Origin of the sequence: Ningiella ruwaisensis (genome assembly GCF_004798935.1) — a bacterium.
Taxonomy (GTDB): Bacteria; Pseudomonadota; Gammaproteobacteria; order Enterobacterales; family Alteromonadaceae; genus Glaciecola; species Glaciecola ruwaisensis.
This window is the reverse complement of the sequence record NZ_RAHT01000002.1, coordinates 584408-599911: the sequence shown is the minus strand read 5'-3', so window position 1 is coordinate 599911 and position 15504 is coordinate 584408. Positions and strand designations below refer to the sequence as shown.

The 15504-nt window shown below is 44.6% G+C and carries 11 protein-coding genes; 8 read left to right on the top strand and 3 right to left on the bottom strand.

The window, feature by feature from the left end; genetic code table 11:
- Positions 1-27: 27 nt before the first annotated feature.
- From D6V41_RS06035 to cspE, 3 genes are all read left to right on the top strand, one after another.
- The gene (locus D6V41_RS06035; protein ID WP_136250566.1) at positions 28-1746 is read left to right on the top strand and encodes an acetolactate synthase 3 large subunit; all 1719 of its coding nucleotides are present in this window, start codon (positions 28-30) and stop codon (positions 1744-1746) included.
- Positions 1746-2243, top strand: coding sequence for an acetolactate synthase small subunit (gene ilvN / locus D6V41_RS06030; protein ID WP_136250565.1), 498 nt, complete (start codon positions 1746-1748; stop codon positions 2241-2243). Before D6V41_RS06035 ends, ilvN begins: the two co-directional genes overlap by 1 nt.
- A gap of 262 nt (positions 2244-2505) precedes the next feature.
- Positions 2506-2715 (top strand): transcription antiterminator/RNA stability regulator CspE, encoded by a 210-nt coding sequence (gene cspE / locus D6V41_RS06025; RefSeq protein ID WP_136250564.1) that lies wholly within the window; start codon positions 2506-2508, stop codon positions 2713-2715.
- An 84-nt stretch (positions 2716-2799) separates the two neighbouring features.
- Here the strand turns inward: cspE and fadA are convergent, their stop codons facing one another.
- Both fadA and fadB read right to left on the bottom strand, forming a co-directional pair.
- Positions 2800-3963 (bottom strand): acetyl-CoA C-acyltransferase FadA, encoded by a 1164-nt coding sequence (gene fadA / locus D6V41_RS06020; RefSeq protein WP_136250563.1) that lies wholly within the window; start codon positions 3961-3963, stop codon positions 2800-2802.
- Between the two features lie 35 nt (positions 3964-3998).
- Positions 3999-6149, bottom strand: a complete 2151-nt coding sequence (fadB, locus tag D6V41_RS06015; RefSeq protein ID WP_136250562.1) for a fatty acid oxidation complex subunit alpha FadB — start codon at positions 6147-6149, stop codon at positions 3999-4001.
- A gap of 240 nt (positions 6150-6389) precedes the next feature.
- Here fadB and D6V41_RS06010 point away from each other — a divergent pair, with 240 nt between their 5' ends.
- The gene (locus D6V41_RS06010) at positions 6390-8390 is read left to right on the top strand and encodes a transglycosylase SLT domain-containing protein (protein WP_136250561.1); all 2001 of its coding nucleotides are present in this window, start codon (positions 6390-6392) and stop codon (positions 8388-8390) included.
- A gap of 20 nt (positions 8391-8410) precedes the next feature.
- On the opposite strand, the gene D6V41_RS06005 is transcribed toward D6V41_RS06010, so the two are convergent.
- Positions 8411-9202 (bottom strand): putative porin, encoded by a 792-nt coding sequence (locus D6V41_RS06005; RefSeq protein WP_136250560.1) that lies wholly within the window; start codon positions 9200-9202, stop codon positions 8411-8413.
- Between the two features lie 263 nt (positions 9203-9465).
- Here D6V41_RS06005 and D6V41_RS06000 point away from each other — a divergent pair, with 263 nt between their 5' ends.
- The 4 genes from D6V41_RS06000 to D6V41_RS05985 all read left to right on the top strand — a co-directional run bounded on the left by D6V41_RS06000 (position 9466) and on the right by D6V41_RS05985 (position 15499).
- Entirely contained in the window at positions 9466-10590 is a 1125-nt protein-coding gene (locus D6V41_RS06000; protein ID WP_136250559.1) for a DUF4785 family immunoglobulin-like domain-containing protein, read from the top strand.
- A gap of 74 nt (positions 10591-10664) precedes the next feature.
- Positions 10665-11708, top strand: coding sequence for a hypothetical protein (locus D6V41_RS05995; protein ID WP_136250558.1), 1044 nt, complete (start codon positions 10665-10667; stop codon positions 11706-11708).
- A 213-nt stretch (positions 11709-11921) separates the two neighbouring features.
- On the top strand, positions 11922-13256 hold the full coding sequence (pepQ, locus tag D6V41_RS05990) for a Xaa-Pro dipeptidase (RefSeq protein WP_136250557.1): 1335 nt from the start codon (positions 11922-11924) through the stop codon (positions 13254-13256).
- A gap of 83 nt (positions 13257-13339) precedes the next feature.
- Positions 13340-15499, top strand: coding sequence for a S46 family peptidase (locus D6V41_RS05985; protein WP_136250556.1), 2160 nt, complete (start codon positions 13340-13342; stop codon positions 15497-15499).
- Positions 15500-15504: the final 5 nt, after the last annotated feature.

The window sequence follows — 15504 nt, the reverse complement described above, 5'->3', positions numbered from 1 at the left end:
AATGGGAATTTACGAGGAGGCATTCTAGTGAGGATGATGTCGGGCGCCGCGATGGTGGTAGAGGCTTTAAAAGATGTAGGGGTGACCCATTTATTTGGTTATCCTGGCGGAGCCGTTTTAGATATTTATGACGCCTTGTTTGCACAAGATGCGGTCAAGCATGTGCTGGTTCGCCACGAACAAGCTGCTGCGCACATGGCCGATGGTTATGCCCGGGCAACGGGTAAAACAGGCACTGTGCTAGTGACATCTGGACCAGGAGCGACCAATACGCTCACCGGTATCGCAACTGCATATATGGATTCAATACCCATGGTCGTCCTTTCAGGCCAGGTTCCCTCTATGCATATTGGTGAAGATGCGTTTCAGGAAACGGATATGGTGGGCTGCTCAAGGCCTATCGTTAAGCACAGTTTTTTGGTCAAAAAAGCCACCGATATTCCAATGGCTATTGCTAAGGCTTACTACATTGCCAACACAGGACGACCTGGCCCAGTCGTGGTGGATTTACCCAAAGACATTGTTAACGTACAAGACTCACATCCTTATGTATTTCCGAGCGATGTTAGCATGCGCTCATATAATCCAACGCTCAAAGGACACAATAAACAAATCAAAAAAGCGGTTGCCAGCCTGCTTAAAGCAAAGCGACCGGTTTTATACGTAGGCGGCGGCGCAATTACCAGTGAAGCATCGGGCGTACTCACCATTTTAGCTGAAATATTAAAAGCGCCGGTTTGTAGCACGCTTATGGGGCTTGGCGCTTTTTCAAGCACGCATGAACAGTTTATCGGAATGCTTGGAATGCACGGTACGCTTGAAGCAAATAAAACCATGCATAACTCTGATTGTATCCTGGCCTTAGGCGCGAGATTTGATGATCGGGTGACTAACAATGTTGATAAATTTTGTCCACACGCTGATATTATTCATGTAGACATTGACCCTGCATCCATATCTAAAACGGTAAATGCGCATATTCCGGTTGTGGGTTCTGTCAAGACGGTAATCGACCAAATACTTGAACAGTTAGAAGCGCAGGATTTGACTCAGCAAGAAGAAAAGTTGAGTGATTGGTGGGAGCAAATTAGTGAGTGGCGCGCACGTAAATGCCTGAAATACTCGCAAGGCGATACAGTGATAAAACCGCAGAAAGTCATTGAAGCGGTGTATGAGCATACAAAAGGCGATGCTTATATAAGTTCAGATGTAGGACAGCATCAGATGTTTGCTGCGCTTTATTATCCCTTCGCAAAACCTCGACGATGGATTAATTCAGGCGGCTTAGGCACCATGGGCTTCGGTTTGCCAGCGGCTATGGGCGTTCAGTTTGCGCATCCTGAAGCATGCTCGGTGGTGATTACGGGGGATGGCAGCATACAAATGAATATTCAGGAGCTCTCTACTTGTTTGCAATATAATCTTCCCATTAAGATCATTTCTTTGAACAACCGTGCTCTGGGCATGGTAAGACAATGGCAAGACATGATCTACAAAGGGCGTCATTCGCATTCGTATATGGATTCGATGCCTGACTTTGTGAAATTGGCTGAGGCATATGGGCATGTTGGTATCAAAGTTGACACCTTAGACCAGCTCGACGATGCAATGGCTCGATGTTTCGCTGAAAAGGAACGTTTGGTATTTATGGACATTGCGGTTGACCAAAATGAGCATGTGTATCCCATGCAAATAAAATATGGCGCAATGGATGATATGAGATTAAGCAAAACGGAGCGTACATAATGCGAAGAATTATATCTGTATTAATGGAAAACGCGCCCGGTGCTTTATCTCGAATTATGGGGGTATTTTCTCAGCGTGGATATAACGTCGACTCCTTATGCGTGGCACCCACAAGCGATGAAAGCCTGTCGCGTTTGACAATTATTACTCAAGCCGACAATAAAGTGACCGAGCAAATCACAAAACAGGTAAATAAGCTCATTGACGTATTGCGGGTCGCTGAATTAACGGACTCAGCCCATGTTGAACGAGAACTGATGTTGATTAAAGTCGCTACTCGCACAGAAATTGCCAGGGCGGAAGTAAAGCGAAATGTGGATATCTTTCGAGCCCGCATTCTTGATGTGACTTCCCAGCACTATACTATCGAAGTCACTGGCACTAGCGATAAGTTAACAGCATTTAGTGATGTGATGGCACAAAGCGCTGAAATCACAGAGTCTGCGCGAACCGGCGTGTGTGGACTCTCCCGCGGTGACAGGGCCTTAAGACCTTAAATATCTGACATAAAGAGCAGGAAGATGGGAAAATAAAAATATTTTCTCATTTTTCTTGCGTTTTTCTCCTATGTGCTAAACTTATAGTGTTTTTGATAAGCATTCGTTTGAAACATTTCTATTGCAAGAGGCACACATTCTACCCACTTCGAAGTTGGCAGAACCTCATCTCGAGCTAGTAAATTCGTAAAGCAAATATCCTTGTCGAAAATGTGTTTGCGCAGCGTTTTGCGCGTTATGTTTTTTATAGTTTGAGGTTTACATGTCTAAAGTTACAGGCACAGTTAAGTGGTTTAACCCAGAGAAGGGTTACGGATTTTTAACACAAGATAACGGTGGCAAAGACGTCTTTGTTCATTTCCGTGCAATTGTTGCAGAGGGATACAAAACACTACCTGAAGGCCAACGTGTTTCTTTTGAAGTAGAAGAAGGTCAAAAAGGGCTACAAGCCGCGAATGTAGAGACGATTTAGTTAACTAAATTAGTGTCTATTCAGAATTGACAAAATGGCGCCCTTCGCAAGAAGGAGCGCCATTTTTCTATCCTGAACTACGATTTATACTCGTTCAAAAATGGTTGCAATCCCTTGGCCCAGGCCAATACACATCGTAGCAAGACCAATGCTTACGTCTTGCTCTTCCATGTTATTAATAAGTGTTGTGGATATTCTTGCACCTGAGCAACCTAGTGGGTGCCCTAAAGCGATGGCACCACCTTTTAGATTGACCTTTTCATCATATACATCAAGCCAGCCTAGTTGCTTGATACAGCTTAAAGCTTGAGCGGCGAATGCTTCATTAAATTCGGCAAGTTCGATATCGTCCATTGACAAGCCAGCACGCTGTAGCGCTTTTTTCGTTGCCGGTACCGGACCAAAACCCATGATTGCAGCGTCACAACCTGCTACAGCCATTGAGCGAATCTTTGCACGCACTTTTAATCCCAAGGCCTTCGCTTTATCAGCAGACATAATCAGCATGGCTGATGCACCGTCTGATATCGCAGATGATGTGCCGGCAGTAACAGAGCCATTCGCTGGGTCAAATACAGGACGCAATGCACTTAAGGTTTCAACGGTGGTATCAGGTCGAATAACTTCATCATAGTCGACAAGCGTAAGGACACCATCTGCATCATGGCCTTCAATAGGCACAATTTCGTTGTCCCAGCCGCCGTTATTCATTGCTGCAGCGGCTTTTTGATGAGAACGTGCGCCAAATTCATCCTGCATTTGGCGAGTAATGCCGTTTTGTCGACCAAGCAACTCAGCCGTCATGCCCATACTACCCGAGGCTTTCGCTGTATGCTTGGCTAAACCCGGGTGGAAGTCTATGTTGTAATCCATTGGAACGTGGCCCATATGTTCAACGCCGCCAATCATATATACGTCGCCACGGCCTGTCATTATTCCCGACACTGCATCATGTAGCGCCTGCATAGACGAACCACATAGACGGTTTACAGTAACTGCCGCTGTGCTACGAGGGATCGCAGTTAATAACTGCGCATTTCTGGCAATATTGAAGCCTTGTTCTTTCGTTTGCTGAACACAACCCCAGATAATATCTTCTATCTCACCGGGGTCTAAATTTGGATTGCGCGTCAATAAGGCTGTCATCAAATGTGCAGATAAATCTTCTGCGCGTACATTTCTGAACACACCGCCTTTTGAACGTCCCATCGGGGTGCGAATGCAATCAACTACTACTACATCTTTCATGTTTTATTCTCCTCTATACCTAAGCGATTTTAGTCTCAGGCGAAGTAAGACTTGCCAGATGCCGCCATTTCGCGCACACCATCGGTGATCTGATAAATTGGACCTAAATGCGCATATTTGTCAGCAAGGGCGACAAAATTCTTAAGGCCCATCGTCTCAATATAACGGAATATGCCGCCTCTAAATGGAGGGAAGCCAAGGCCGTATAAAAGCGCCATGTCTGCCTCTGCTGCGCTTGCAACGATACCCTCTTCAAGGCAGCGAATAGCTTCATTTGCCATAGGAATCATCAAACGGGCAATTACCTCTTCTTTGTCGAATGACTGACTTTGAGCCATATGTGGCTTAAACAGTTCGTACGCCTCTTCAGCTGCTGTTTTAGTTGGCCTTCCGCGTTTATCGGTACCGTAGTTGTAAAAACCTTTTGCGTTCTTCTGTCCCAAGCGTTCATTGCTGTACAACAGCGTGACGGGGTCGTTATCAATTTTTTGCATGCGCTCAGGTATGCCCTCTGACATTACACCAGCGGCATGGTCTGCAGTATCCATCCCTACCACATCCAGCAAATAAGCGGGACCCATGGGCCAACCGAAGACCTTTTCCATCACCTTGTCAACTTCAGTAAAATCAGCGCCATCAAGCACTAACTTGCTGAAGCCAGCAAAATACGGAAAAAGCACGCGATTGACTAAAAATCCCGGACAATCGTTCACAACAATGGGGGTTTTGCCCATTTTTAAAGTGGCAGCAACAACTGTTGCGATAGTATTGTCATCGGTTTTTTCGCCACGAATAATTTCGACCAGAGGCATTTTATGCACTGGGTTAAAAAAGTGCATACCACAAAAACGTTCGGGTTTTTTCAAACTTTTTGCAAGTTGGTTAATAGAAATCGTTGAAGTATTGGAGGTAATGATTGCATCTTCAGCAACGGTTTCCTCAGTTTCTTTAAGTACTGCAGCTTTAACTTTTGGATTTTCAACTACTGCTTCTATGACCAGGTCAGCATCTTTGATAGCGTTCATATCTAAGGTGGGGACGATATTGTTGAGGGTGCTTGCCATCTTTTTAGCATCGACCTTCCCACGCTGCATACCTTTATTGAGAATTTTACTGGCCTCTGCAAGCCCTAACTCCAAGGCATTTTGAGCAATATCTTTCATCACAGTAGGCACGCCTTTTACTGCTCCCTGGTAAGCAATACCGCCACCCATTATGCCAGCACCTAACACGGCATGCTGTTTTACCTCTTTGGTAGACGATTTAGCCAGTTTCTTACCCTTGCCTTTAACCACCTGATCGGCCAGGAAAATACCCACTTGCGCCTTGCAGGCATCGGTTTTTGCCAGTGCCACAAAACCTTCGTTTTCCAGCTTAAGTGCACCTTCACGTCCCAATGCAGCCGCTTTTTGTACTGTCTCTACCATTTTATGTGGCGCCGGATAGTGCTTTCCTGCCTGAGCCGCAACCATGGCAGCAGCGGTTGAAAAGCTCATCATCGCTTCATTTGTGTTTAGCATCAAAGGTGACACTTTTTGCTTGCGGCGCTTTTTCCAGTCAATTTTGCCCTCAATGGCACTAATCAGCATTTTTCTGGCAGATGCGTGAAGTTTGTCAGGTGCAACCACTGCATCAACAGCACCTTCGTTCAAGGCTTTTTGTCCATCACGGTCGCGGCCAGTGGTCATCCATTCAAGCGCATTATCTGAACCGATTAAACGCGGTAGTCGAACCGTTCCGCCAAAACCCGGCATTAAACCTAGTTTTACCTCAGGCAAACCAATGCGGGCAGTGGTGTCGGCGACTCGCAGATCTGCAGCCAGCGCCATCTCACAACCGCCGCCTAGTGCAAACCCGTTAATCGCTACAATGGTCGGCACCGGAATATCTTCAAAACGGTCGAAGACCTGAGATGTTTTTGCTACCCACGCCAGAATTTCTGACTCTTCCATTGAAAATAAATCGGTAAATTCCGTAATGTCTGCACCAACGATAAAGGTGCTTTTTGCCGAACGCACGAGTACGCCTTTTACGCCGTCTGTTCCAATAATTGAAGCGGTTGCTTCGCTAAGCTCTTGCACCGTCTGTTTATCAAATTTATTTACCGAACCTTGGGCATCAAACACTAGTTCAGCAATACCGTCATCTGTCATACTGACGGATAGACTTTTGCCTTCGTACATCATGCATTTCTCCTGTGACTTAATTTCAATTATCGGGGTAAAGATTAGACTACAACACCCGATAGGTGAATTATAAAAAATAAATTCCTGTCCCTTGAGGGAACCAAAGGATTAATTTAGTGTATAAACTATGTTGCTGTGAATACTACGATATTCAAGGTAGCAAGGCTTATTTATTTTGGTGATAGGCGTAAATCAATCCACGTGACATCAATCTTGTTTTTAAGGTAATTAGGGATCTTTGTGAAGCACTCGCAGGTATTTGGCATCAGCTGTTTCGTTATACTCCTGGTCTTATCATTTTCGGCAGCGTCACAGCTTTCGGCTGAGGCGACGGATATTCTTGATGATCCGGTAATTGGACCTTTGCTGAAAATTGACGATGCCAAGCGAGAGCAGCAGCGCGCCACTTTTTTACGAGCCGAGCGAAGCGTTTGGAGTATGGATAATAAGGACCTGCTTGAAGCGGTTCGTGAGTTGGATGACTATCCTCTTGTTCCTTATTTAATCGAAAAAAAACTTCGTCACAGAATGTCGCTTGATGACGAAGATGCCATTAGAGAATTTCTAAATCAGTATGGTGATGCGCCTTTTGCCCGATCTTTACGCCGGGAATGGCTCGAATATCTGATTAAGCGCAATCGCCGCTCGCTTTTTATCGAGTTTTATAAGCATACCTCTAATGCCAAGCTTCAATGCCATTTTTTACGGTATCAGTACGAAGCGGGTGTAGCAAAGGAGACAATATTCGAACAATTGCCTGCGCTTTGGAACATTGGAGAATCGCAACATGAAGCTTGCGACCCTTTGTTTGGGGTATGGATGAAGGCGGGCAAGCTGACCGAAGATTTAATACTGCATCGCATCGAAAAAGCGGCGGATGGCGGAAAGCACACCCTCATTCCGTATTTGAAAAGGTTGTTACCTGAAGATAAGCAATACTTGGCCGATCGTTGGTTAGAAGTAAGACGAGATCCTGCAAATGTAAGGCACTTAATTCGTTACAAGGGTCGCTTGCCGGGGATTGAAGCGCAGATCATTAGCTACGGCTTATCTCGTTTAATTTGGCGGGATGAGGATCTGGCGCTCAAAACCTACGAACGAGCTAAAAAACGCATTACATTTTCAGATTCCCAGCGCGCCAGAATCATTCATCGCTTCGCGGTCGCGCTGGCAATTGAAGAGCATCCAGACGCGGAGCGTTGGTTAGTTGAAGCATCGCTGGTAGAGCCTGAGTCTGAAACTATGCGTTGGCATCTGGCTTATTTGCTCAAAAAAGCCGATTGGCAAAGCATTGCGCTTTTAATTGAAAAATCGTCACCACAACTGACCAACGAAAATCAGTTTCAATACTGGCTCGCCAGAGCTTATGAAAAGCTGGGCAGAACGCAAGAGGCCAAGCTTTTGTATCAGCAACTGGCCGAAGAAAGACACTACTATGGCTTTTTGGCAAGTGCGCGTTTGGATGTACCGCATTCTCTTAAAAATGAACCAATTAAAGCCTCTCCTTCGTCGATTTTAACTATTGTAAATATGCCTTCGACACAGCGAGCGTATGAGCTTCGAAAGTTAGATCGATTTTACCATGCACGCTTAGAATGGAATTACACCCAGCGAAACTTAAACGACGAGGATAGTCTTACCGCTGCTGTGGTAAGCACTGCGTGGGAGTGGCACGACCAATCGATATTCACCCTGTCGCGCCTGGGCTATCTTAATGATGTGGATAAACGCTTTCCCAAAGCCTTTGAGGATTTGCTTGTTCGCGAGGCACAAAAAAACGACATTCCTCCAGAATGGGCGTTTGCCATCGCAAGGCGTGAAAGCTCATTTATGCCTGATGCAAAATCATCTGCTGATGCCAGAGGCTTGATGCAGATTTTACCTAGTACCGCGCGTTATCTTGAAGATCGTCGTTTTCAAACACGAGATTTATATAAACCTGACGTCAATGCCCGTATTGGTAATAAGTACCTGCGTTATTTAATGAATAAACTCAATAACAATGCCTTGCTTGCAACTGCTTCCTATAATGCAGGCTGGCGAAAGGTAAATGAATGGCTGCCAGAAGATAGCGCAGTGCCAGCCGATATCTGGGTAGAAACTATTCCCTATCGGGAAACGCGAAACTACGTTAAAGCGGTGTTGGCTTATCAGCAAATTTATCAGGACAAGCTTAATCAAAAACCGCCTCAAGAGACGGTTTTTGCAAACTTTAGCCGCATGGAATTAATGGCTGACTAATAATTTAAGCTATTTTGAGCTTAAAACTGATAACGGGCACGTAAGCTTAATATATCACCGGTGAAATCGCTGTCTGCCCATGTATATCCACCGCCCACACTAAAGTTGGGCGTAAAATAATGCTGCGCGTTTATGCCTATGGAATTTTCAGAGACGCTTGCGCCGAGTGAGCTGGCTTTTGAAAAATAGTAGGTTCCGTCAATAGACCAAATATCATCTCGGTTATCAGCATCTGCATAGGACGCACCAATCGCAAAGTAGGTCGCCCCACCTAATGGCGCAAAATAGCGGGATGATAAGCTAAAATAGCTAAGCTCTTCATCTACTGATGCGGTAAAGCCAATGTATGCATCATTTGCCAAATCGTGCTGATAAGTCGCACTAAAAAGCGCATCATAAGGAGCATCTGAATCGGGTAAACGCACGTCCACTAAAAAGTTAGATGAAAGTAAATAGCCTAGCCGTAATTCGCCACTATCATCATTTTCAAAATCGGTATATCTGCCACCAATTAAAAAGTCACCAATGTACCATTCACCCGAAACTGTATATGTATTAAAGTCCTCGCCGGTAAAATCGAAATTCGTGTAAGAACCCACAATATTGCTTTTAGTAATTAAATAATCAAACTCATTGAAAGGACCTAATGATTTGATTGGGTCGAAATAATACTGCGTATTAACGCTTAAGACGGATAAATCGCCATCTTGATAGTCAGTGTAAGCAGCATCAGCAAAAAATTGATACTCCTGTGCCAAGGTTGAGGCGGATAAAAGTGCAAGAGAAGCAAAACTGATTGCTTTAATTTTCATGAAGAAATCCTTTTAAAAAACATATAAACACCCAATGTTCGTTCATTCAATAAACGGTAAATTGGCAGTAAATAAATTCCAAATCGTGTGTAAGGCAAAAGCCTATCTAATTTGCGCTTTGTCATTGAATTGACAAGCCTTAGTGCTCCTTTTTAATTTAAAAGTTCAACAAGAGAATCAAATTTTTATGTAAAAAAGTTGTTAACATTTGTTTAAAAGTTAGATACATTTGTGCGTATCTCATCCGATGACCAGACGAGCGCATGTCAAAGTCAAGTTTTTATGTTATTGCCATTGCTGTATGCATTATTATTGTGTTTTTCACGGTTAGAATGCTTTCTTCAGAAGACGAAGCGCTTGTCGAGAACCAGAATCAAGCTCTTGTACCGTTAGAGAAGCCTGAAGCAAGGCCCCATCTATCTGCGTTTAACCCTAAGAAGCAGGGTATTGATAAGCCTGTTGAGGCTCAAATTAGTTTAGCTACGCAAATAGAGGATATCGCTAACGCTTACAGTGACACGGCGCAGTATCCTGTCAATTCACAACCAATAAAAGACCCAGCTCAAATTGTTACCTTTGCGCCATTTGAAGAAAATGCGACGGACTTTTCGCTCGATTCAGAACTCTATGGAAAAGTACGCTTGAGTGTCGCAACCAAGCAATATCAGCACTTTGTTGGTGACGATATAGAGGTATTGATTACCTTAGCGAATGTACCCGATTCAGCATCGGTAAGCGCCGAGGCGAGTTTAACTCACATCGACGGAAAAGAAATTATTCCTATTGAGCTGAATCGACGTTTCGAAGAAACCTGGAAATTCAATGCCAGCGTGAGTGCAATGGAACTTGAGGAAACATCACTACCGCAGGAACTGCAAGTTGCCGCAAGGGTAGAGGCAGATGGCGAGATATTTTTCTCAACAGCGTCGCTTCAATACCATGACCCGTCGGCCACCATTACCGGTCTCGATTATCCTAACCCAAATGCCGAATATCTTGATATTCCGCTTAGTTTAGAGGTGCATGAAAAAGGTTACTTTTATCTTAGCGCAGTACTTTATGACCAAAGCGGCAAAAAGCCTCTTGTTCAACTGCAGCAGGAGGCGAGATTGGGGGAAGGTGAACAGGAAATGGTGCTTAAAGCGCACATCCAGGCGCTCAAATTTCATTTAGATGAGGGGCCTTACATTCTCAAACACTTGCAAATACGACGTGGGGCAGAAGAAGGAGAGAGTGTTGATCAGCAGGGAAACAGTCAATCACAAGCTTATGAAATTGACGCCTTTTCGTTTGACAGATATGAAGATAAGCCCTATCGGAATGAACTCGCGCAGGAAAGAGAAGCTTTTTTACGTCGTCTGAGTAGTGTCAGTGGCGGCCAACACTAATGAGACCAGTGATATTAAATCAATAAACCAAAAGAGGCGCGTAGACGCTTCAAACCCAACACGTAGGAAAACCGATGAAACTAGCTAAATTACTATTGATAAGCCTGTTGTGCTTTTCAGCGAATGCGCTTTCAGCCATCGCTGGAAAGCCCGTTATTTTAGTCCATGGATTTAACTTTAGCGACCTGCAAGATACGCCACCAAATGAGCAGTTTCTGCTTCAGCAATCGAGAGAGTATTTTGGTGACTTTTGGACAAATCGCGCAGACCGCCATCATTATTTCTCAAGCGTTGACAGAGTGAGTGGAGGAATTAAGGATCAGTTCAAGCGTCACTTTCAAGAGCTTGAAGCAAGCGGTCTGTGTATGCAAGGTTGCGTTTATGTGACGCATTCTACCGGCGATTTGGTTTTAAGAGATGCATTGAGTCGACTGGGGCAGTGGGGAATTGATCAAAACCGCGTTAAAGTATTAACGGTCATTGATTTTGCTGGTGCTGGCGGCGGAACTGAACTTGCAGATCTAGCCGCGAATGTGGCAACAGGTGGTGGTCTGGTTGATTTTACTGTCCGTCAGGTGGTGAGAGCGTTTTTAGGTGTTGATCCTTCAAGTGCAGGTTTAGGTGTTGTCAACGACCTTCGCCCCGCTAATGCTCGGCGGATTGCACAGTCTAATCAAGGTGTACCGCGTTTGCGTTTTGTTGGTACAGGCACCGAATATGCCGGTATCACCAAACCGTTCATTTTAGGTAAAGACGACAGCGTTGTTCCTTTGCATAGTGCGTGCGGAGCAAATCGTTCTGATAATTATGAATCATGCTCTTCTTCTATTCGCAATAACGGGGTTTTGCGCTCATCTCGTGCGCCATCCGCTTTCTTATCCAATCATTACCCCATTTTAATGGGAGAACGGGTGAACCATTCACAACACATCAACAACGACCGGGTTGGCGGAATTTATGCGCCAATTATCAACAATGTGTCGGCAAATGGTATTGTCATTGATTTTGATGAAACAACTAGCCGTCGCTGGTGGAGCTGGGGAGCAAGAGTTCGCTCAGTGGACGACAGCGATGATAAGAGCATGTCTCAGAACGTGTTTGATACACTTAACAATTAGTTAAGTTATTGTGTCAAACGCGTAACAAATGCTGTTACATAGTAAAGTCAGGCAGATATGGCTCTTGCCTGACTTTTTTTGTACTTCATGCTAGCCTTGCAGTTTTTAAGTCATAATAAAACATTCTTGGCCGCATTCTTTGCGCCGTGTGAATTTAACACATTGATTTAATATACAAAGTCTCACCTGAGCTATATTTCAAGGAACTTGTCGATGAAGCAAGAAAGGCAACAAAAAAGTTTTGTAACAAGCTATGCAGAGCATATTAAAACCCTACAGGCTCGAACACTTGAAGCGATTCAACGTGAAAGCATAGACGGCATTATTATCCATTCAGGCCAGGCCAAACATCAGTTTTTAGACGACAATCACTATCCATTTAAGGTCAACCCTCAATTCAAAGCGTGGTTGCCGGTAATTGATAATCCAAACTGCTGGTTAATTGTAGACGGCATTAATAAACCCAAATTGATTTTTTACCGCCCAGTCGATTTTTGGCATTGGGTACCCGAAGAACCCTCAGATTTTTGGGCAGAGCACTTTGACATTATACTGCTCAAACAAGCCAATAGAGTCGAGAAGCACTTGCCGTACGATAGAAGCAAGTATGCTTATATTGGTGAATACATTGAAGTAGCAAAAGCATTAGGCTTTGATTTGGTAAATCCTGATCGCGTTTTGCATTATTTGCACTACCACCGCGCCTATAAAACTGACTACGAGCTGGACTGCATGCGTCAGGCTAACGCGATTGCTGCTCGCGCTCATTTCGCTGCCAAAGAGGCGTTTTATGCCAGGGCAAGCGAATTTGAGATTAACCAGGCGTATTTGCTAGCGGCAAAGCAAGGTGACAATGATATGCCGTATAACAACATTGTTGCGCTAAATAAACATACCTCAATTTTGCATTATATGCGTGTTGATACAAGCGCGCCTTCGAAACATCTGAGTTTTTTAATTGATGCTGGCGCTTCGTTTCATGGTTATGCGGCTGACATCACCCGAACCTACGCCTATGAGCAGGGGGAATTTGCCGAACTAATTCAACAGGTTGATGCCCTCACGCTCAAATGCGTCGATGCGCTAAAACCGAATGTAAGTTACGTGGATGTGCATAGAACCGCTTATGCAGGTGTGGCCGAAATCCTTACTCATGCCGGGATTTTAAATATGCATCCAGAAGATGCCGTTGACGCTAAAATCGTCAGTACATTTTTCCCACATGGAACGGGCCACTTCTTAGGTCTTCAGGTACATGACGTCGGCGGACATGTAAATGATGATAGAGGCACGCCGTTGCCTGCCCCAGAAGATCATCCGTTTCTGCGCTGCACCCGAACAGTAGAGCCTCGTCAGATTTTTACCATTGAACCAGGACTTTATTTTATTGATTCACTTCTGGCTGAGCTTAAATCATCTGAGCATTCAAAGTATGTTAATTGGGACGTGGTTGACAAACTACGGCCCTATGGAGGAATTCGCATAGAAGATGATGTGATTGTCCATAAAGACAGAAATGAAAACATGACCCGCGATTTGGGTGTTTAAGGCAGTTTTTATTACAAAAACCACATACTGAAAATCAAGATAAAAATAAAACAATACATCAACAAGGACAGCAAGGAAAAAGCATGCAAAAAATTCGTACTTTCACGCTTGCAATGGCTCTTATCGCCAGTGCGAGTTCAGCCATTGCGAAAGAGGGGATGTTTACCCCCGAACAATTACCACTTATAAAAAATGATTTAGCTAAAACGGGTTTGAAAATTTCGCCCGATAGTTTGAGTAATCTTACGGACTTTCCAATGGGCGCCGTTGTATCTTTAGGGGGATGCTCAGCTTCATTTGTGTCACCAAAAGGCTTGGTGGTTACCAACCATCACTGCGCCCGTGGTTCGGTGCAATTTAACAGCACGGCAGAAAACAATTATCTGGAGGATGGCTTTCTTGCAAAAACGCTGGAAGAAGAATTGCCAGCTGCGCCGGGCTCTCGCATTTATGTAACAGAAGCATTTTCAGACGTTACGGAACAAGTACTGGGAGATATTCCTGCTAGCCTGGTTGGCAAAGCGCGCTTTGACGCTATCACTGACAAACGAAAGGCAATTGTCAGTGAATGTGAGAAAGAAGCTGGCTATCGCTGTTCGGTAAGCGCCTTTTTTGAGGGGAAAGAATACAAGCTTATTAAGCAGTTAGAGATAAGAGATGTGCGTATTGCCTATGCGCCTGCTGATTCTATTGGTAAATACGGTGGTGACATCGACAACTGGATGTGGCCGCGTCACACCGGTGACTTCGCATTTTATCGCGCTTATGTGGGGCCAGATGGAAAACCGGCTGATTACAGCGAAGACAACAAGCCTTATCGACCCGAGCACTTTTTGAAAGTATCGGCAAAAGGCGTTGATGCAGGAGACTTTGTCATGGTGGCAGGTTATCCAGGTAGCACCAATCGTTATGCCTTACTTTCTCGCGTTGAGCATGTATTTAATTGGCTATATCCCACTTATATTGATTTGATCAGTGAATGGATAGCAGTGATAGAGCAGGCCGCTCCGGAAGGTAGCGACGCTCGGGTAAAATATGAGTCTTCTTTGGCCGGTTTGAACAATTTTTTGAAAAACACCAAAGGGCAATTAGAGGGAGCAAAGCGAGTCGGCCTTGTTGAACGAAGAAAAGCAAGAGAAGCAGCTTTAAATGAATGGCTATCAAAATCTGAGTCGCGAACAGCAACGGCTCAGTCTATCGAGCAGCTCAACACCCTGGCAAAAGAGAGTGCACAGGCGGATAAACAGGAATTTTGGTATGACTTTGCAACTCGTCCACAGTTATTAGGCGTGGCTCAGCGTTTGTACCGCCTTGCTATAGAGCGAGAAAAGCCTGATGCGGCGCGCGAAATTGGCTATCAGCAGCGCGATATGACGCGTTTTGAAGAAAGCTTAAAGCGCATCGACCGCAGATACGATCCTCAGGTAGATAGAGCTTTATGGGCAATGTATCTTTCACGCTACCTGCAAGAGCCAGAAGCGAACCGTGTTGAAGTTTTAGACAAGGCCTTAAATCTGGATGAAACGCAGGCACTTGGTCCGCAGCTAAACCGTTTTTATGAAGGAACAAGCCTTAATGACGTTGAAACGCGTTTAGCGCTGATGCAAGCCAGCAAAGAGGAGCTGGAAAAAAGTGACGATCCGTTTATGCAACTTGCGGTGGCGCTTTTTGATGAAAGTATACAGCGTGAAAACGAAGCAAAAGAACGCGCAGGTTTGCTAGCGGCCTTACAACCTGACTATATGAGTGCAATTATTGATTGGCAAAAAGAAAACGGACAAGTTGTCTATCCTGATGCTAACAGCACATTGAGGGTAACTTATGGGAACGTCATGGGAGGCTCGCCAAAAGATGGATTGATTTATGAACCCTTCACACGACTTGAAGGCATTACTGAAAAAGATACCGGAACAGCGCCTTTTAATTCGCCTGGCAAACAGCTTGAGCTGATCGAAACTGAAAAATATGGCCCATACAAGCTTGAAAGCATTGATAGCGTGCCCGTCAATTTTCTTTCTGATTTAGATGTAACAGGCGGAAACTCAGGTTCTGCAACCCTGAACGCGCAAGCTGAACTGGTGGGGCTATTGTTTGATGGAACCTTTGAAAGCGTAAACTCAGATTGGGATTTTGACCCAAAAACCACTCGAAGTATCCATGTTGATTCTCGCTATATGCTGTGGGTGATGGAGTATGTTGATGGGGCAAATAATTTGATTGATGAGATGAGTATCAGTCAGTAAGTCAT